This window comes from uncultured Porphyromonas sp. (assembly GCF_947254915.1).
GTDB lineage: Bacteria > Bacteroidota > Bacteroidia > Bacteroidales > Porphyromonadaceae > Porphyromonas.
Map to the genome: position 1 here is coordinate 1 of NZ_CAMYEZ010000027.1, position 18065 is coordinate 18065.

The following is an 18065-nucleotide window of genomic DNA, read 5'->3' on the forward strand; positions in this document are numbered from 1 at the left end:
TCCGGAGCAGGGCGAGCTCCACTCCAAATTGCATTTTGGAGTGGAAAATACGCATTGTGGTAGCTGTTCGTAAATCTTATTGAGAGCTGTAGCATCTAGCTTATTGTTATCTAGATATATGGAGCGAAGGGTTGAAGCCGTAGGCAAGAGAATCTCCTCCAGTCCACAGTTGGACAGCTTGACCTCACGTAGGTTGCTAAGCATACTGAGATTCAGACGCTGAATAGGTGTCATCACTAGGTCTAGTGTTTGAAGCTTAGTATTGGCACTAAAGTCCCAGCTAGAGATATGAACCATTGAAGCTCCGAGATAGGTCAACTCACTGAGCGATGCGAGCTCAAGCTTCGCTAAGCTCTCACACAGAGATACATCTAGATGCCTTAGAGCTACATTACTAGATAGTCGTAGTGATCTCAGAGATGCGTTGTTCACCAGGTTGAGCAGTTGTAACTTGGGTAGATTAGAGCCGTCAAACTCCTTGATAGCACTGCCAGACAGCCATAGATAGTCAAGCTCTGGTGCCTGAAAGGCTATGGTCTCAATATCGTTATCATTGATGTCATTAATGAGAAACGAAGTCAACGCTGCCGGGGTCGAGAGGAGCTTGACAGCAGAGCCGTGGGTATCGCACTTTATTTGGCTTTTTGCAGAGATCTTAGTACCAGGAGTTCCTTTGACAAAAGTACCATTACCTAAATCCACCGAGTAAGGCTGAGCTATGCGAAGCCCAAACTTAAACGGTGTAGTACTCCCCTGCTTAAGACCGATGGAGACCACCTCTACACCCTTATAGTTTGCAGCAACGCCTATAATATGCAAGGGCGACCAAGAGCTATTAGCCTTATAGCTAGCCTCGCCCTCACTCGGCACGAGTAAGTCTATCTTATCAAGTGACGTAATGCCTTCTAATGGATTACCATTACATCTAGGAGGGGTCACGCTTTCCAGCTGGATACGTTTGAGAGCTATACAGTTAGCTAGAGCCCCAGAGCCAATCGTAGTAATCGTCTTGTTCATAGCGACCTCTTGAAGAGACGAGCAGCCAGCAAACATTCGCTCTGAGAGACGCTCCATACCATATGGGAGATAGACGGTTTTCAATGCCGTGCAGCCTTCGAAAGCAGAGCGACCGATGCCACCCTTGACACCTCCCTTAAAGAAAAGAATATAGAGCGATGTACACCCCTCAAAAGCTCGCTCCCCGATACGTTGCGTAGTCGATGGGATGTTAATCATCTCTATCTTTGAGCATCCAGCAAAGGCCGCTTCACCAACCTCTTCAAGACCTGTCACGAGACTGAACTTGGCAAGAGACTGGCAACCTTTGAAAGCCTTATCACCTATGTGAGATACCTTACCAACCTTAGTGACACTTTTGAGTGATGTACACCCCTCAAAGAGTCCCTCCGGCAGGGTCTTGATAAATTTATTGAGCTGTAGCGACTTCAGACTCGTACACTGAGCAAAGGCATAAGCCCCTAAGATGCGAAGAGACTCAGGACAGTCTACCTCTTCTAGTCGAGAGGCTCCACTAAAGGCATACCGTCCTATACTCTTGAGCTGCTGAGGCAACTTCACGATCTTAATCTTAGTATGTCCAGCCAGCAAGGCATCTGGGAGTGCATTCGTCTCTTGCACTGTAATAGTCTCTGTGGGGAGCAGTTCACTCGTATAGCCTGTTCCTCCTGGCACAATGCTTGTGCCGAGCAAGTCTAAGGTCTCTAGATTGACTAACTCTCGAAGAGTCGCTAAGTCACTACTATTTAGCGTACCTGACAAAGTTAGATAGAGAACTTGGTCTCGCTCTAGTGGCAACTTGCTACTAAGCTCTCCTGCTGTAACCTCTATCTGGTAGCTACCACGCTGCTGAGCTACTGCCTTCTGAGCTAAAATCAGCCAAGGCAACAGAATGAGGGATAGGGTAAGGAATACTCTTTTCATATAAGTGTATGTATAAATTGCAACAGAAATAGGACTAAGAGTCTGGATAAAACCAGGTTATCTCTCTAGACTTCCTAGCAATCAGACGACCTTAAAAGAGTAATTACTTGTTTACTCTTCCTTTTAAACGCAAATATAGCGAACATTTCTCAAAATACACGTATTAAAGCCAAGACCGTAATCTACGGTCTTATAATTCGCTCCATCTCACTGGTGAATGTTCGGTAAGATCGTAAGCGTCTCTTTCTTTTGTCCGCTTTCATTTGGGCTCCAGTGGCCGTATAGTTGCTGTTACGTTTGATTTCTCTAGAGACGACCAACTTGTCTTTTTCTATAGTCAGAGCAACGCTGTTTTCATTTGTAATGCGTTAGCTCTAGTTAATCGGCGAAAAAGCTGTACCTTTGCGGACGGTTTTCCTATGAATCCAATTGTACACCCCGTTCTTGTGTGGCGGGGCTTGGGGTCTCTAGCGGAGCTGGGGCGTGTCTAGCATTGTCGTCTAGATGCGCTATATAAGGACTCTGGCAGAGTGCCACAGTGTAATGGGAGATTAGCAAGACTAATTTTGAGTAACACTAACTATTTGTACTAATGAAGCATTTTAATCTTAGCGCTACTGTGCGCCAGGCCGACCAGCTCGGCAAGAAAGCTACCAAAGCTCTCCGTCGTGAGGAGCTCGTACCTGTAGTCCTCTATGGGGGTAGCGAGACAAAGCATCTCGTTGTCAAGGCTGACGACCTTAATAAGCTAATCTATACTCCTGAGATTTATCTCATTGAGCTAGATGTAGCAGGTCAGCAATATAAGGCTGTCCTGAAGGATGTACAGTTTCATCCAGTGAGCGATAAGACGCTCCACGCAGACCTCTACGAGGTGAGTGAGGAGAAGCCTATCGTCATGCGTGTACCAGTCATACTAGATGGTCACGCTGTCGGTGTGAAGGCTGGTGGTAAGTTGGTTCGTGAGAAGCGGACGCTACGTGTACGTGCCGTCTACGACAAAATCCCTGAGAATCTAGTCATTGATGTCACTAAGCTCAAGCTAGGTAAGACCATTCAAGTGCACGAACTCTCTTTCGAGGGTCTTGAGTTGGTAGATGCTCCACAGGCTGTCGTTTGTGGTGTCAAGCTGACGCGCGCCGCTCGTGGTAAGGGCGCTGCTACCTCTATAGAGGATGAAAGCGAGGAGCACGAGGAGCATAGCGACTCTGAGGCATAGAGCCGTAGGTAGTTATTGTCTAGCTATACGCCCCTAGCGTATCAAGCCTAGAGTCAGATGAGGAGAGCTTACATTCCCTAATGCTGGGTGTGGGCTCTCCTTTGTATTAGGAGGATTGGAATCTGAGGATTGAGCTTGACAGTGTAGCGCTATAGTTGCTGATACATCTTCGCTAAGTCCAATATCTCTCGAGGAATTTCCCAATAGCTCACGAAAAGATGAAAATTCTCCACGGAGGGGCGAAATAAAACATCGGAAGAATGAAATGAAACTTCGGAAGAGTGAAATCAAAGTTCCGAAGAATTTTTCGTTTCCTCGCTGGAGAATCCAGAATATCTACGGATGAATTTCCCGACTTCCTCCACCTTCAGATTTCTGTCGTAGAGACGTAGATGCACTAGTCCGCTATAATGCGTTCGCCCTGCCTGTTTCCAGGCACATAGCATCTATGTGATACTTTTTCACTACCTTAGTAGACCGTATACGATTACTCACTTCAAATAAATAGCAGATTATCTCATGAATCGCGAGCAAATCATAGCACAAATACGGGCCAAGCGGAGCTATCTCTGCGTAGGTCTTGATCCAGATATACAGAAGTTGCCTCCGCACCTGCTAAAGGGGGATAATCCTATCCTGGACTTTAACAAGGCGATCATTGATGCTACGGCACAGTATGCGATAGCCTTCAAGCTCAACTTGGCTTTCTACGAGACGCTTGGGGCTTTTGGTATGCAGGTCTTCGGCGATACGGTGGATTACATACGTCAGTACTATCCTGAGCAACTGATCATCGCTGATGCTAAGCGAGGCGACATAGGCAATACGAGCAAAATGTATGCACGAGCCTTCTACGAGAACTTTAAGGTCGATGCCCTCACGGTGGCGCCCTATATGGGGAGCGACAGTGTGCTACCATTCCTTGAGTATAGCGACAAGTGGGTGATCCTACTCGCCTTGACGAGCAATCAGGGTGCGCAGGACTTTCAGATGCTCCATACGGGCGAGGAGACTTGTCTCTTCGAGCAGGTGCTCCAGACGGCGCTGAGCTGGGAGGGTGCTGACCATATTATGTTTGTCGTGGGCGCTACACAGAGCAATCTGATGGAGCGTGTGCGTGCAGTGGCTCCAAACGCCTTCCTCCTCGTGCCAGGTGTAGGCGCTCAGGGGGGTAGTCTAGAGGCGGTCGCTGAGCATGCTATGACGAGCGACTGTGGTCTGATCGTCAATAGTTCGCGTGGTATCATCTATGCGGGCAATGACGAGCGTTTTGCCTCGGCTGCTGCGCAGGCTGCCTCTGATCTGACCCGACAGATGGAGCGGACATTGATCGACAAGGGTATCATAGACTAACATATATAATAAGATAGATGTACACAGTTGCAGACATTGCTAAGCTAATCGGTGGTACGCTAGAGGGCGACGGCTCGGCTCAGTTACAAGGCTTCGCAGGTATTGAGCAGGCGAAGGCTGGAGACTTGAGCTTTCTCGCCAATATGAAGTACGAGCCCTACCTCTACACGACACACGCCTCAGCGGTACTCGTCGACGAGAAGTTTACTCCTACACAGCCTTGCCCTACGACTCTGATCCGTGTGGCAAACCCCTACGAGACGCTCTCGCAACTGATGCGTCTCTACGTCTCTCAGCAGGAGCCACGCTGGACGAGTGTCCATCCGACGGCGATTGTGGATCCTTCGGTGAAGATTCCCAAGGAGTGCATCATCGGTCCGTACGCTTGCATCGAAGCGGATGTCAAGCTGGGCGAGCAGGTCGTCATATCGGCACACTGCGTCATCGGGGCCAACTGCTCTATCGGTGACCACACGACGCTACATCCACGGGTCACGCTTTACTCGGACAGCGTCATCGGGCATCATTGTCGCATTCATGCGGGCACGGTGATCGGGGCCGACGGCTTTGGCTTTGCCCCTACGGAGCACGGCTACGACAAGATCCCGCAGATAGGACACGTGGAGATAGGAGACAATGTGGAGATAGGAGCGAATAGCTGCGTAGATCGTGCTACGATGGGCGTGACGCGCATAGCGTCGGGTGTCAAGATCGACAACCTCGTGCAGATTGCACACAACTGTACCGTTGACGAGCACACCGTCATCGCAGCTCAAGCGGGACTAGCTGGCTCGGCACACGTCAAGGAGTGGTGCCAGCTGGGCGGCCAGGTGGGCATCGCGGGGCACCTCACGGTGGGGGACCACTCGCAGCTCGGTGGCCAGACAGGTGTGCTGGGCAATCTTCAGCCACACAGCGTTGTGATGGGAGCTCCCGCTATGCCTGTGGGCAAAGCTTTGCGTGCCTTTGCTATGCTTCCCAAGCTTCCTGAGCTAATGCGTCGTGTAGACAAGCTTGAAGAGCAATCTTCCTCGGAAACTAAATAGACTCATTTATAAAAGCAGACACACTCACGTTATGAATCAGTACACACTCGCTACGACACTCACCTTCCAGGGGGTAGGACTTCACACGGGAGCCAACCGCACCTTGACCCTTTCACCAGCGGAGCCCCATAGTGGTTATCAGATCTGTCGCTCCGACCTTGAGACCCACCCCGTCATCCCAGCTTATGCTGACTATGTCTCGACAACGCAGCGTGCTACTCGGATAGAGCGTGGAGCTGTGCAGGTCTCTACCCTAGAGCATTGCCTCGGGGCGCTCTACGCTCTCGGAGTGGACAACTGTCTTATCACGGTCGATGGCGACGAGGCGCCCATACTAGATGGCTCGGCAATGCCTTATGTGCAGGCGATCCAAGAGGCTGGACTCAAGGAGCAAGACGCAACTCGTGAGGTCTTTGTCGTGCGCAAACCTATTGAGGTGAAAGATGAGGAGACGGGAGCATCTATCCTTCTCCTGCCATCGGATCAGCTCGGTGTAGAGGCGCACTTGAGCTTTGCCTCACCGCTACTGAGCAACCAATACGCTTCACTACGCGACCTGAGTCGCTTCGGCGAGGAGGTAGCCGAGGCGCGCTCCTTCGTCTTCGTACGAGAGATACTGCCTCTCCTCAGTCAGGGCTTGATCAAGGGCGGAGACCTTGCCAATGCGATGGTGATCAACGATGAGCCACTCTCTGAGAGCGATGCTAAGGCACTGGCAGAGGCTCTGCATCGTCCTGTTGCGGAAGTGAATCAGCTAGGTGTGATTAACCCCAAGGAGGGCATCCTCAACGAGCCCGCACGACACAAGATCATTGACATCCTAGGCGATCTAGCTCTAGCTGGGATCTTCGTACAGGGACATATCATAGCGACCAAGCCAGGACACAAGATCAATAACAAGCTCGCACGGGCGATCCGCAAGGAGATCAAAGGAATGGAGACACAGCCACCCGTCTACGATCCCAATGCGACACCAGTACTGGACCTTAACCAGATCAAAGGGCTCCTACCGCACCGCTATCCCTTCCTTCTAGTGGACAAAGTGATCCACCTAGACAAGAACCATATCGTGGGAGTCAAGAACGTGAGCTTCAACGAAACCTTCTTCCTCGGGCACTTCCCCACAGAACCGGTTATGCCGGGTGTGCTCATCGTCGAGGCGATGGCGCAGACCGCTGGACTGCTCGTCCTAAGTGGCATCGAGGATCCCGAGCTCTACTCGACCTACTTCCTGACGATCAACAATGTGAAGTTCAGAAACAAGGTCGTCCCCGGAGACACCCTCCTCTTCAAGGTGATGCTCACCAGCGAGGTGCGTCGTGGTTTGGCGAGCGTCCGAGGACTCACCTTCGTCGGCAACCAACTCGTCTGCGAGGCTGACTTCATGGCGCAGATAGTAAAGAATAAGGAGTAAACAATCATATCTACTATATGGATCAAACGCACATCTCTCCTCTCGCTCAGGTGCATCCTGACGCTCAGCTAGGCGCTGAGGTAACGGTCGGACCCTTTGTCACCATCGAGGCGAATACCGTCATCGGCGACCGCACCGTCCTAGACCAAGGGTGCATCATACGTAGTGGTGCACGCATCGGTAGCGACTGTCACATACATCCCTATGCCGTTATCGCTGGTGTGCCACAAGACCTCAAGTTCAGAGGCGAGGAGACCACCGCCGTCATCGGTGACCATACGACCATCCGCGAGTTCGCCACCGTCAATCGTGGTACCGCCTCGCGTGGCACCACTATCGTCGGGAGCAACTGCCTCATTATGGCTTATTCACACGTGGCGCACGACTGCATTCTCAAGGATCACATCATCCTAGGCAATGCCACGCAGCTCGCAGGCGAAGTCGAGATAGACGACTACGCCATCCTCAGCGGTGCCGTACTAGTGCATCAGTTCGTCCGCATCTCTCAGCACGTGATGATACAGGGGGGCTCCAAGGTGACCAAAGACATCCCGCCTTACTGTCTCGTGGGACGCGACCCAATCGTTTACTGTGGTATCAACATCGTGGGGTTACGTCGCAGAGGCTTCACCAATGAGCAGATCTTCCTCATCAACGACGTCTACCGCACCCTTTATCAGGGCGGACTCAATAACAGCGAGGCGCTCGTCGAGATCCAGAACCGCTACCCGCAGTGCTACGAGCGAGATCTCATCTACGACTTCATCAGCGACAGCAAGCGCGGTATCGTCCGCGGATCAATGGACTAGCTCTAGACAAGTCGTAGTCAACTAGCAAACAACTAACCATACCAGCCGAAACAATGAAAAAGATACTCGTCGGACACCAATGGGGCACCACGGATAGCTATATCCTCGAGCGTGATCATCTCTCTATCCACGATCTTGTGGAGCGTGTCGCTCAGCGCTTCGTAGCAGAGCTTAGGAGTATCTCAGACCTTCCCCAGGGCATCACCTACGTCTTCGCAGGTCCAGGCAATAACGGAGCTGACGGCCTCGCCATAGCACGACGCCTCCTGCAGGACGGACACCGAGTGCACTGCTACCTCTTCTGCAAGCAAGAGGAGGAGCTCTCGGAGGCATGCGCTTGGCAGCAGACGAAGCTACAGGAGTTTCACCAAGACGCCTTGACCATCGTCGCAGATGAGTTTCAGCCCCCGCTCTTGACCGCTCAGACGCTCGTCATCGACGCGCTCTTTGGCACAGGCCTTTCACGACCCCTCGAGGGTGGCTTCGCCGTGCTAGTAGATCAATTGATCAACGCTTCGCCAGCCACAGTCATCGCCGTGGACATCCCCTCGGGACTCTATGACAAGGACAATAGCGAGAACAATCTCCAGGCAATTATCAAAGCAGACTACACCCTCACCTGCGAAAGCCCCAAGATAGCCCTCCTCCTATCGGACAATGAGTGCTACACTGGCGCACTGCGCATCCTCTCGCTCAGTCTCAATATGGACGACGACCCCGCCATCCAGGCCGACTACTATCTCTACACCCCGCAGGATGCCCACAGAGCCTTGAAGCCTCTCTCGCACTTTGCGCACAAAGGGACTCAGGGTCACGCCCTCCTCATCGCTGGATCCGAAGCGATGGCTGGCGCTCCCATGCTGGCGGGAATGGGAGCCATGCGTTCGGGACTGGGCAAGCTCACCATGCACCTGCCTAGCGCACTTGCTCGGCTAGCAAACACGCTCCTCCCCGAGGCGCTCGTCGAGAAGGACAAAGAGGAGACCATCGTCAGTAGCCTTCCCAAGGATCTGCTCAACTACCAGGCCATCGCCATGGGACCCGGCATCGGCACAGCGCCACTCACGCTACATCTACTAGAGCATCTACTGCAAAACATACAGCCCGCTACCCCGCTACTTCTTGATGCCGATGCGCTCAATCTCCTAGCGCTCCACCCCGAGCTGCTGAGCGTCCTGCCCAAGGATACGATCCTCACGCCACATCCAGGCGAGCTAGACCGCATCACAGGAAACGCTCTTGATGACCATCACCGCCTGACCAAAGCGCAGGAGCTAGCCATGGAGCAGGAGATCATCATCGTACTCAAGGGTGCCAACACCGCTACCTGCCTCCCCACTGGCGAAGTCATCTTCAACAGTTCAGGCACGCCAGCCCTTGCCACCGCAGGCAGCGGAGACGTGCTCACCGGCATTATCCTCTCGCTCCTAGCGCAGGGCTACACACCCGCCAAGGCAGCTCCGCTAGGCGTTTACATCCACGGGCTGACCGCCAATCATTACGGCGAGCGCCACTCGCCACGTGGTATGATAGCCCGCGATATAGCCGATATGCTTCCCGCCGTCCTCAAGATGGTCGAGCAGTAACGCCACACCTATTATTATATAGCACTGCAAAGTTATGAAGCATCTTCGGCACCAATGCCTCTTAATGCTCACAGCGCTCCTCTGCTTGCTCGTGAGCCTGCCTAGTTGCTCCAAGCGAAAGACAGCCGAAGAGCTACTGCAGGAAGCGATCGTGCAGCAGTACCAGAGCGTTGGCAAGCTACTACTCACGGAGACCACCCTGCAGAAGGCGGTCACCCTACAGGATCCGAAGATATCCTTCTATGATATCGGTAGCTTCAAGGATTTTACCAAGTGGCTGAGCAATCAAACCAAGATAGGCAACCGCGTAGGCATCTACTCCTTTGATGCGACACTCGTGAGCTATACCGATCTGACCGGCTTCTCCGAAGATGATGTGACCTACGACAAGGAGCAGCAGCGCCTCACCCTCTACATCTCTCCCATACAGGTAGAGCTACGAGGGCGAGACTTCACGCTACGGACCGAGTACGAGTATGTAGCACCGCTCCGCAATGCGATCACCCCGCAGGATCGAGCTCGTGTCAAGGAGAGAGCCTACCAAGTGCTCCAGCAGGAGATCACCGCCAATGACCAGCTCATCGCTCAGATACGGCAACGCTCCATCGAGAAGCTACGCCGATGGCTCACGCAGCTCCTCCTCTCCTACGACCTCCCGCCTACGGTCACCATCGTCGAGCGAGGCTCAGCACTCGTACAGCCTGACACACAGACCACCTCACCAATGTAGCTCCTCAATACTATGGGCAAATGGTTCAAGCGCATCCTCTACATCATCATTGCGATACTCCTCGTCATCGGTATCGTGAGCCTATGGCGTAGCTGCTCCAAGAGCAAGACAGAAGACTACAGCGATGTAGTCACACACGCCATGACCGTCCGCTCCATTGAGGAGATACTCAAGCTCTCCACAGGCGAGTGCTACCAAGAGGTCCCCATGGTAGACACCGTCGACGGCATGGTACTGGCCTACGTCATACAGGCACGTACCTATATAGACTTTGATCTAGACAAGCTCCCCACGCAGGTCGTCGGCGACACACTCTACGTGCAGCTCCCCCCCGAGGAAGTCACCCCGCACGAGATAGGTTACAACGTGATTGACGTTCACCCACTGCGCAAAGGCTTCACCATGCCAACCCTCACCGCAGAGCAAGAGAATAGAGCCAAGCGACGCGTCCCGCAGCGCCTCATCAACGAGGTTTACCGCTCCGGCTATATCCGTAATGCCCGCCAGCAAGCACGCGAAGAGCTCGCACGCTTTCTCTCCGTCGCCTACCCGACAGTCATCGTCGTGGACCGTTACCCCGACGGCGTCCGTGGCACCTTCTTTGCCGACACTGTCTACATAGATCACCGTCAGCTGTAATACACAGAGGGATCTGCCCACACGTAGTAGCTCCCTCGTCTGTTATAAGAGTGTTACTCGTATCGGTAGCAAATGCGTCCTGTGTACTCGTCTCTCTTCTAATTTCTAACCTCTCATCTCCTTCCTACCGAGGAAATCAAGAATCTACAGGGAGCAAACGAAAATTCCCCACGGAACCAGGAAATAAAAGTTCGGAAGAATGAAATGAAACTTCGGAAGAGTGAAATGAAAGTTCCGAAGAATTTTTCGTTCCCTCGCTGGATATTCCGAAATATCTACAGCTGAATTTACCAATTTCCTCCACCTCCCGACTCCTTTCATAGAGGCGTAGATGCACTCGTCCGCTATAATACGTCAACCCTATCCAATTATACGTGCAACAGTCTTATGCGGTGGGAAGGGTGAGTACCTCTAGCAGTAGAGGTAGGCAAGGAGGACGAGGAGGCTGGCGAGGAGCGTGACAGCGATGACGATGATGATGGTGCGTCGTAGCGTCTGTGCGGTGACTGCGTGGAGCGGGGTGCCGATATAGGGCTTCTCGACGAGCATGCCGTGGTAGATGTTGGGACCGCCAAACTGTACACCGAGGATCCCCGCCAGAGCGGACTCAGGATAGCCCGAGTTGGGGCTGGCATGCTTGCGTGCATCCCGCCAGACGGTGCGCACGGCTCGTCGACTCGGAGCCACGAGGAGCATCAGGAGTGCCGTGAGACGAGATGGGATATAGTTCGCAGCGTCATCGAGGATACGTGCAGCAAAGTAGCCAAAATCCTTGTAGCGTGGGTCTTTGTAGCCGATCATGGAGTCGAGCGTGTTGATCATTTTATAAGCCATCATGAGCGGTACGCCACCCAGAGCGTAGAAAAAGAGCGGAGCGATGACCCCATCGGAGAGATTCTCCGCTAGCGTCTCCAGGACGGCGGTGCGGATCTGCGCAAAGGTGAGCTGCGATGTGTCTCGCCCCACGATCCAGGAGAGACGCTTGCGAGCTCCCTCGAGGTCACCAGCCACCACGTAGCGCTCTACCGCCAAGGCTTCGCCGATCAAGCTTCGCGGGCAGATAGCAAAGAAGAAGAAAATCGTTTGCCAAGCCAATAGGACGTAACGATAGTCCGCCAGGAGCCATTCGATAGCAAAGAAAAAGCCCCATACGCCCAGCACGAGTGTGAGGGCGAGGAGCGTGCCTTTTGCCTTCTGATGGGGCGGATGGTTGAGCCAGCGCTCGCCCCATGCGATGAGGTGGCCGAAGAGTCGTATCGGATGGAGCGCCCAGCGTGGATCGCCGAGGAGCAGGTCGAGGAGGAGTCCGAAGAGTAGCGGGTACATACTATAAGTAGCTTGACAAACCTCGGAGTAGCGCTTGTCCAACTTCGGGTGACTGCACCGAGAGGCGGAAGTGGCGTGGCGAGAGGGAGCGGAAATTGGCCGCATCACGGATCAAAACGCCATGCTGCTTGACAAGGTACTCCTTGAGCTGGGCTGCGGTGCCACGTCCCTCATCTAGACAAGCGAGGAAGTAAGGTGTGGGGCTGGGTATCAGCGAGATGCCTGCGATCTGCGCCACCTCATGCGCAAGATGCTGTGCCTCCCGCACTAAGCCCGTGGCATCAGGCAGTAACCGGTCGTAATGCTGGCAAATGTAAGCGCCAGCCTCTAGGGCAAGGGCATTGACGCTCCAGGGCGAGCGGAGGGGCTCTAAGCGAGCCAGCAGCGAGGGGTGGGCGACGATGTAGCCGAGACGTATGCCTGGGAGCGCAAAGCTCTTGGTCAGCGAACGAACAAGGATCAGATTGGGGTGATGCGCCACTTCGTCTAGGAGCGTCACGGGCTCGGCACAGAGTTCGGCGTAAGCTTCGTCCACGATTACGTAACTATCTGGATGGGCCGTGCAGTAATTGAGGAGCGCCGCACGATGAGAGATGTCACCATCAGGATTGTTTGGCAGAGCACTCCAGAGGAGATCGGCAGGAGTGCTTTGGCTGGCTATGGCGCTTGTCGGGATATAGGTGAGGTGGTGGCGATAGAGCTGGCAAGCGTCCTCATACTCGGCAAAGGAGGGGACGGTGATGAGCGTCTCGCCTCCCGCAAAGAGATGGGCTAAGAGATAGAAAGCTTCCGTCGATCCACTCGTTACCAGTAGCCAGTCGGGATCAAGGCGCCAGTGCTCAGCCAAGAGCTCCCGCAATTCTTTCGCCTGAGGGTCTGGATAGTGGGTTAGGCTCTCTAGTCGTCCTGAGAGGTGGCTTATGATTTCGCCCGCATGGTTGCGATAAGGCACATTGCTGGAGAAGTCGTAGCGCACGAGCGCTCCGTAGCTGTATCGGTCGTCCCCGTGTCCTACTATCATACGTTGCGCAGACTGTGGAGCATGTACTCTATATCAAGATGCTGACGCATGTGCTCAGCAAGGCGGTCGTAGGCGGCTTCGCGGGTAGCGAAGGTTCGCTCTAGGTGAAAGGTTCGCTCAGGCGCTACCTCGTGCAAGATCTGCTGCAGGATCGCTTCATTGTCCCAGATGCCGTGCATGTAGCTTCCCCACAGGCGAGGGGAGACCCAGTAGCCGTCGGGCGTTTCGCCAGCCCTCATAACTACCGGCGACTCGGGCGCATTGACGGGCTGCGTGACCCCGCAGTGGATCTCGTAGCCTTGACAGTCGGGGGTATCCGTGGGAAGGTAGGTAAAAGTGGAGGTACGCACCGCTTTATTGCTCTGCAGCGTGGTCTCAGTGGGCAGAAGCCCCAGACCACGTACGGTGCGCGGCTCGCCCTCGACGCCATCGCTGTCGGTGATGCGCAGACCCATCATCTGATAACCTCCGCAAATGCCATAGAGTGGCCGACCTGCCTTGTGATGAGCCAGGATGACCGCCTCGAGTCCCTCGGCCTGTAGCCAGAGGAGGTCGTCGATCGTGTTCTTACTGCCGGGGAGCATGATGATGTCCGCCTGGCGGAGCGCCTCAGCGTCGGAAGTGAAGTAGAGCGTGACGCCAGAGATGAAGCGTAGCGAGTCAAAGTCGGTGAAGTTGGAGATGTGCGGCAGTCGTACCACCGCCACATTGAGCGTATCGGGGCGAGGCTGTGCGGCGTAGCTGTCGATGGAGACGCCATCCTCCGCATCTATCTGCATATTCGGTAGGTAAGGGAGCAGGCCTACGACGGGGACTTTGGTTAAGTCCTGAAGGATCTTTCGCCCAGAGTCAAAGAGCGAGCTGTCGCCTCGGAACTTATTGATGATGATTCCCTTGATCGCAGCACGCTCTGCTGGGGGCAAGAGCTCGATCGTCCCATAGAGACTGCCGAAGATTCCTCCGCGCTCGATGTCTGCCACGAGGTAAACGTCGGCGCCAGTCCGCAGAGCCACCCGCATATTGACGATGTCCATCGGCCAGAGGTTGACCTCCGAGATACTGCCCGCACCTTCTATCACGATTGGGTTGTACTGGCTCGCTAATCTGTCGAACGCTTTCATCGCCTCTACAAAGAGAGGCTTGCGCTGCTCAACGTTGAAGTAAGAGCGTGCCGACTGATTGCCCACCGCCTTGCCGTGGAGGATCACCTGCGTCGTCTGATCGGCCGTCGGCTTGAGGAGGATTGGGTTCATATCGGTGTGACAAGGTATCCCGCACGCCTCAGCTTGCACCGCTTGCGCACGACCTATCTCGCCTTCTTCGGGAGTAGGATAGCTATTGAGCGACATGTTTTGCGCTTTAAAGGGAGCGGGCTTGTACCCCTCCTGCAGCAAGATACGACAGATGCCTGTCGCTACGATGGACTTCCCCACGTCGGAGCCAGTTCCGACGAGCATAATCGGCTTTAGCTTACTCATATTGATATATCTCTCCAAAGTTAACCTCCAGCGCCATCGCTTCGCTAGGCGAAAGCTTGCCCAGCAAGATCCGATAAGCGCGAATGACCCCAGCGTGCGTCACAAGGAGCGTCTGACTGCCCTTGTCCCGCTCCGCCTCGAAGTCGGCTACCCGCGCCAATAAGTCGTCGTGGCTCTCGCCTCCCTCCGTCTTAGCGTGCCAGTAGTCGGCAAACCACGCACGTCCCGCCTCTTGCTCATAGACTTCCTCCCAGGGGAACCCTTCCCACGCCCCAAAGTTCAGCTCACGCAGTCGCTCGTCCTGACGAACGGTCAGTCCCTTTGTCAGAGCTATCGCCTCAGCGAGGAGAACGCAGCGGAGCGACGGACTACTATAGACCTTGTCCAGCTGGACTTCCCTCAGCTCTGCGATGATCTGAGCCACATAGCGAGGGTACTCCGCCGAGAGTGGCACTTCGAGCCAGCCGTAGCAGATGCCCTGCGGTAGGGCAACGGGGGTGTGACGCACGAGGTAAAGACTCATATACCGATCAAGCGTAGATAGTTACCACAAGCGTGACCAAGAGTAGCGTCAGCTCGGCGAAACAGACGATAGCTCCCATCACATCGCCCGTGTATCCGCCGATACGTTTGTTGCTAATGCGCATGATCAGGAGCGCCTCCCCCGTCATCAGCACTGGAGCCACGACAGCAGCCTGCCAAGGCAAGAGGAGGAGTGCCAAGAGCGCCCAGACAGCTGCAATGAGTAGCGTCTTCGTCGTGACAGATTGTCGCAAATGCGTCGCCTTGCTCGCCTCGCCACTCTTACGAGCGTAGGTCGAGAGACGTATCACGAGGATAGGCACCCAGCGCGACACTACAGCCATCGCAATAATCGTTCCAATGGCGGTCTCGTAGGGTATATATGCTAGCAGGACGACACGACTCATCAGGAGCATCACTAGACCCAGTATACCGTACACGCCCGTCGAGCTGTCTTTCATAATGCGCAGCGTCGTCTCCCTATCGTGATACCCTCCGAAGGCATCGCAATAGTCCGACAAGCCATCCTCGTGCATCCCGCCTGTGACGACTAAACCAACGATCACACTCATCACCGCAGCCACGGCATTCGGCAGGTAGTAACCAGCCAATGCGTAGATCCCCGCCATCAGCACTCCGACGATCGCGCCCAGCAGAGGAAAGTAGCGAAAGGACTCCCCCATCCGCTCCTCACTATACGCCACATGCCCCACTGGTATGCGGGTGTAGAAGAGCAGCGAGAGACGAAGTAGGTCCCACTCAGAGCGTATCGTGCGTAGCAAGTGCAAAGCCATAGGTCTAGAGTCTCTTTTCTTATTAGTCTACACGGCAAACCGCCGCATCGTCAAAGCCACGCATATTATTCATAAAGGCAACGGCCGACTGAATGATCGGATAGGCAACGAGAGCCCCCGTCCCCTCGCCGAGGCGCATCTCCAGCGACAGGATTGCTTCTCCGCCAAGGTAGTCAATCATCGCTTGATGTCCTGGCTCCTCGGAGGTGTGAGCGAAGAGCACATTGTCCACAATACGTGGCTCCATCTCGTGTGCCACCATAAAAGCTGAGGTAGCAATCACCCCATCCGCAAGGATTAGCATACCTCTCTTGTAAGCCTCTAGGACGCCTCCACAGATAGCCGCTATCTCTAGTCCGCCCATCTGCGACAGTAGCTCCATAGGGCTCTGCGGATTGTAGCGTGCAGCCACCGCCTCGAGCACCTTCGTCTTATGTTCTAGCCCCGAGCCACGCAGTCCCGAGCCAGGACCAATGATTGAGGCAATAGAGCGTCCCGTGATCTTGTGCAGGATTAGCGTTGCTGGCGAAGTATTGCCGATACCCATTTCGCCGAAAGCTATCACATTACTTCCACGCTCCGCCTCTTGCGCCACACATTGAGCGCCAATCATCATCGCCTCAGCGCATTCCTCAGTCGTCATAGCTGGCTCGTGAAGCATATTTCGGGTGCCGTGCATCACCTTAGCCGACTCAATGCGACAAGCCTCTGGGAAGTCGTAGTCGACGCCCACATCAATGACCCGCAGGCGAAAGCCATTTTGCCGTGCCAAGACACTACAAGCTCCTCCGCCCGAGACGAAGTTGATACATTGCTGCCAAGTAATCTCCTTAGGACAGGGGCTCACGCCCTCCTCAACGATCCCGTGATCTGCAGCCATCACCAGCAGCACTGGGTCAATCAGCTGAGGCGTCACACTGTGCTGTATCAGGCCCACCTTGTAGGCGATGCGCTCCAGTTGCCCCAGCGCCCCCTTTGGCTTCGTGCGACTGTCGATCCGCTCTTGTAGTGCTTCCTCAAAAGTCATCTGCTCTCCTCTTTATATAAGTCCGAAATAAGTTCCGTGCGCAAAGCTCTCCCAGAGACCATCAGGTAAGCCTCATCAGCCGTGGCAGAGATATATTGGTTGACCCACCCTTGTAGATCTACAAAAGCCCGAGCCCCCGCATCAGGCGCATGCAGGCTCATGCCGATCTCGTTGCTCACCACGATCAGCACCTCCGCCTTGCAGTGATGCAATAGCTCCTGCCACTCACGACGCGCCTCACTGAGCGAAGCCTCAGCGTCAAACTCCAGGTCGCTGTATATATTCGTAAGCCATAGCGTCACACAGTCGATCAGCACGACACGTCCAGCAATCGGCGTCTGGCTCAGATAGCGAGGCTCCTCGATAGTAGTCCACTCTGGTCCCCGGTCCGCTTGGTGACGCGCTATGCGACGCTCGAACTCCTCATCCCAGTGACGTGCCGTAGCCAGGTAGATAGGTCGATCCGAGAGCGAGCGAGCCAATCGCTGCGCGTAGCCACTCTTGCCACTGCGCTGGCCACCCGATATGTAGATCACTCGAGGGCGCTGGCAGAGCTTGCCATCCTCATATAGACGATAGTCCCCATTCGGGAGGAAGGTGATCTCCTCCACCTTGTCCAAGGGACCGCCCTGTAGCAAAGCCTCTAGCACCCTCATCGTAAAGCCGTGACCCATCAGTAGCACCATATCATCGCTACTGTGTCGCTCTTGCAGCTCCTCTAGAAAGCTCTGCAATCGCTCCGCAATCGCCTCCACAGACTCAATCTCGTGTGGCTCCTCGTCTAGTGGCGGGAGCTCAACAAAAGGACGCCCCTCCCACCGACCGAAAGCACGCTCGCGCAACCGTCTGTCCAGCGTCAGAGGTGCCTTACAGCCACTCGCAGAGATCATCAGCTCAGCCGAGCGCTGCGCCCGCAGCTGATCACTACTATATATATGTGTGATGGGACACCCCTTCAGACGGTCACCCAGCTGGAGGCATTGCGCCACCCCTCGTCGAGTTAGCGTACCAGCAGTCTGTCCCTGACAAATAGAGAGTAAGTTCTCCTCAGTCTCTCCGTGACGTGCTATAAGCAATCGCATAGATCAGTCTCTAGATTAAAAAGGCTCCTCCAGAAGCCTCTTGCAAAGGTAGCGAAATTAGAAGTTAGAGGTTAGAAG

General features: G+C 54.4%; 16 protein-coding genes and 1 pseudogene. 8 read left to right on the forward strand and 9 right to left on the reverse strand.

Annotated elements, in window-relative coordinates; genetic code table 11:
* A partial coding sequence (locus tag Q0X57_RS02980; protein ID WP_297727406.1) for a leucine-rich repeat protein occupies window positions 1-1941 on the reverse strand: 1941 nt, incomplete at its 3' end.
* Between the two features lie 592 nt (window positions 1942-2533).
* On the opposite strand from Q0X57_RS02980, the gene Q0X57_RS02985 reads away from it, so the two are divergent.
* From Q0X57_RS02985 to Q0X57_RS03020, 8 genes are all read left to right on the forward strand, one after another.
* Entirely contained in the window at window positions 2534-3160 is a 627-nt protein-coding gene (locus tag Q0X57_RS02985; RefSeq protein ID WP_297727410.1) for a 50S ribosomal protein L25/general stress protein Ctc, read from the forward strand.
* A gap of 519 nt (window positions 3161-3679) precedes the next feature.
* Entirely contained in the window at window positions 3680-4513 is an 834-nt protein-coding gene (gene pyrF / locus Q0X57_RS02990) for an orotidine-5'-phosphate decarboxylase (RefSeq protein WP_297727413.1), read from the forward strand.
* Window positions 4514-4530: 17 nt separating this feature from the next.
* Window positions 4531-5559 carry a UDP-3-O-(3-hydroxymyristoyl)glucosamine N-acyltransferase gene (lpxD, locus tag Q0X57_RS02995; protein WP_297727417.1) on the forward strand — a complete coding sequence of 343 codons (1029 nt, stop codon included), beginning with the start codon at window positions 4531-4533 and terminating at the stop codon, window positions 5557-5559.
* Between the two features lie 31 nt (window positions 5560-5590).
* Window positions 5591-6973 carry a bifunctional UDP-3-O-[3-hydroxymyristoyl] N-acetylglucosamine deacetylase/3-hydroxyacyl-ACP dehydratase gene (locus Q0X57_RS03000; RefSeq protein WP_297727420.1) on the forward strand — a complete coding sequence of 461 codons (1383 nt, stop codon included), beginning with the start codon at window positions 5591-5593 and terminating at the stop codon, window positions 6971-6973.
* A 17-nt stretch (window positions 6974-6990) separates the two neighbouring features.
* Window positions 6991-7782 (forward strand): acyl-ACP--UDP-N-acetylglucosamine O-acyltransferase, encoded by a 792-nt coding sequence (gene lpxA / locus Q0X57_RS03005; protein WP_297727422.1) that lies wholly within the window; start codon window positions 6991-6993, stop codon window positions 7780-7782.
* 53 nt (window positions 7783-7835) lie between these two features.
* Window positions 7836-9368, forward strand: a complete 1533-nt coding sequence (locus tag Q0X57_RS03010; RefSeq protein WP_297727425.1) for an NAD(P)H-hydrate dehydratase — start codon at window positions 7836-7838, stop codon at window positions 9366-9368.
* 34 nt (window positions 9369-9402) lie between these two features.
* Window positions 9403-10098, forward strand: coding sequence for a DUF4230 domain-containing protein (locus Q0X57_RS03015; protein ID WP_297727428.1), 696 nt, complete (start codon window positions 9403-9405; stop codon window positions 10096-10098).
* Window positions 10099-10110: 12 nt separating this feature from the next.
* Entirely contained in the window at window positions 10111-10737 is a 627-nt protein-coding gene (locus tag Q0X57_RS03020) for a DUF4230 domain-containing protein (RefSeq protein WP_297727431.1), read from the forward strand.
* A gap of 411 nt (window positions 10738-11148) precedes the next feature.
* Here Q0X57_RS03020 and cbiB read toward each other — a convergent pair whose 3' ends face one another.
* From cbiB to Q0X57_RS03060, 8 genes and pseudogenes are all read right to left on the reverse strand, one after another.
* Window positions 11149-12063 (reverse strand): adenosylcobinamide-phosphate synthase CbiB, encoded by a 915-nt coding sequence (gene cbiB, locus Q0X57_RS03025; RefSeq protein WP_297727434.1) that lies wholly within the window; start codon window positions 12061-12063, stop codon window positions 11149-11151.
* A gap of 1 nt (window position 12064) precedes the next feature.
* Window positions 12065-13084: an aminotransferase class I/II-fold pyridoxal phosphate-dependent enzyme gene (locus Q0X57_RS03030; protein WP_297727437.1), complete on the reverse strand. Its 1020-nt coding sequence runs from the start codon at window positions 13082-13084 to the stop codon at window positions 12065-12067.
* On the reverse strand, window positions 13081-14562 hold the full coding sequence (locus tag Q0X57_RS03035) for a cobyric acid synthase (protein WP_297727440.1): 1482 nt from the start codon (window positions 14560-14562) through the stop codon (window positions 13081-13083). The genes Q0X57_RS03030 and Q0X57_RS03035 overlap by 4 nt, the downstream gene beginning before the upstream one ends.
* A complete protein-coding gene (locus Q0X57_RS03040) occupies window positions 14555-15085 on the reverse strand; it encodes a histidine phosphatase family protein (protein WP_297727444.1) in 531 nt (176 codons plus the stop codon). Before Q0X57_RS03040 ends, Q0X57_RS03035 begins: the two co-directional genes overlap by 8 nt.
* A 7-nt stretch (window positions 15086-15092) precedes the next feature.
* The gene (gene cobS / locus Q0X57_RS03045; protein WP_297727447.1) at window positions 15093-15878 is read right to left on the reverse strand and encodes an adenosylcobinamide-GDP ribazoletransferase; all 786 of its coding nucleotides are present in this window, start codon (window positions 15876-15878) and stop codon (window positions 15093-15095) included.
* A 22-nt stretch (window positions 15879-15900) separates the two neighbouring features.
* On the reverse strand, window positions 15901-16905 hold the full coding sequence (cobT, locus tag Q0X57_RS03050; protein ID WP_297727449.1) for a nicotinate-nucleotide--dimethylbenzimidazole phosphoribosyltransferase: 1005 nt from the start codon (window positions 16903-16905) through the stop codon (window positions 15901-15903).
* Window positions 16902-17441 (reverse strand): bifunctional adenosylcobinamide kinase/adenosylcobinamide-phosphate guanylyltransferase, encoded by a 540-nt coding sequence (locus Q0X57_RS03055; protein WP_297727452.1) that lies wholly within the window; start codon window positions 17439-17441, stop codon window positions 16902-16904. The genes cobT and Q0X57_RS03055 overlap by 4 nt, the downstream gene beginning before the upstream one ends.
* A gap of 57 nt (window positions 17442-17498) precedes the next feature.
* A pseudogene (locus tag Q0X57_RS03060) lies at window positions 17499-17987 on the reverse strand (histidine phosphatase family protein); the annotation flags it as partial.
* Window positions 17988-18065 lie beyond the last annotated feature (78 nt).

Bases quoted from the DNA above. Each gene is read 5' to 3' on its own strand.
- Q0X57_RS02985 (WP_297727410.1), top strand. From the start codon at position 2,534: ATGAAGCATTTTAATCTTAGCGCTACTGTGCGCCAGGCCGACCAGCTC.
- pyrF (WP_297727413.1), top strand. From the start codon at position 3,680: ATGAATCGCGAGCAAATCATAGCACAAATACGGGCCAAGCGGAGCTAT.
- lpxD (WP_297727417.1), top strand. From the start codon at position 4,531: ATGTACACAGTTGCAGACATTGCTAAGCTAATCGGTGGTACGCTAGAG.
- Q0X57_RS03000 (WP_297727420.1), top strand. From the start codon at position 5,591: ATGAATCAGTACACACTCGCTACGACACTCACCTTCCAGGGGGTAGGA.
- lpxA (WP_297727422.1), top strand. From the start codon at position 6,991: ATGGATCAAACGCACATCTCTCCTCTCGCTCAGGTGCATCCTGACGCT.
- Q0X57_RS03010 (WP_297727425.1), top strand. From the start codon at position 7,836: ATGAAAAAGATACTCGTCGGACACCAATGGGGCACCACGGATAGCTAT.
- Q0X57_RS03015 (WP_297727428.1), top strand. From the start codon at position 9,403: ATGAAGCATCTTCGGCACCAATGCCTCTTAATGCTCACAGCGCTCCTC.
- Q0X57_RS03020 (WP_297727431.1), top strand. From the start codon at position 10,111: ATGGGCAAATGGTTCAAGCGCATCCTCTACATCATCATTGCGATACTC.
- cbiB (WP_297727434.1), bottom strand. From the start codon at position 12,063: ATGTACCCGCTACTCTTCGGACTCCTCCTCGACCTGCTCCTCGGCGAT.
- Q0X57_RS03030 (WP_297727437.1), bottom strand. From the start codon at position 13,084: ATGATAGTAGGACACGGGGACGACCGATACAGCTACGGAGCGCTCGTG.
- Q0X57_RS03035 (WP_297727440.1), bottom strand. From the start codon at position 14,562: ATGAGTAAGCTAAAGCCGATTATGCTCGTCGGAACTGGCTCCGACGTG.
- Q0X57_RS03040 (WP_297727444.1), bottom strand. From the start codon at position 15,085: ATGAGTCTTTACCTCGTGCGTCACACCCCCGTTGCCCTACCGCAGGGC.
- cobS (WP_297727447.1), bottom strand. From the start codon at position 15,878: ATGGCTTTGCACTTGCTACGCACGATACGCTCTGAGTGGGACCTACTT.
- cobT (WP_297727449.1), bottom strand. From the start codon at position 16,905: ATGACTTTTGAGGAAGCACTACAAGAGCGGATCGACAGTCGCACGAAG.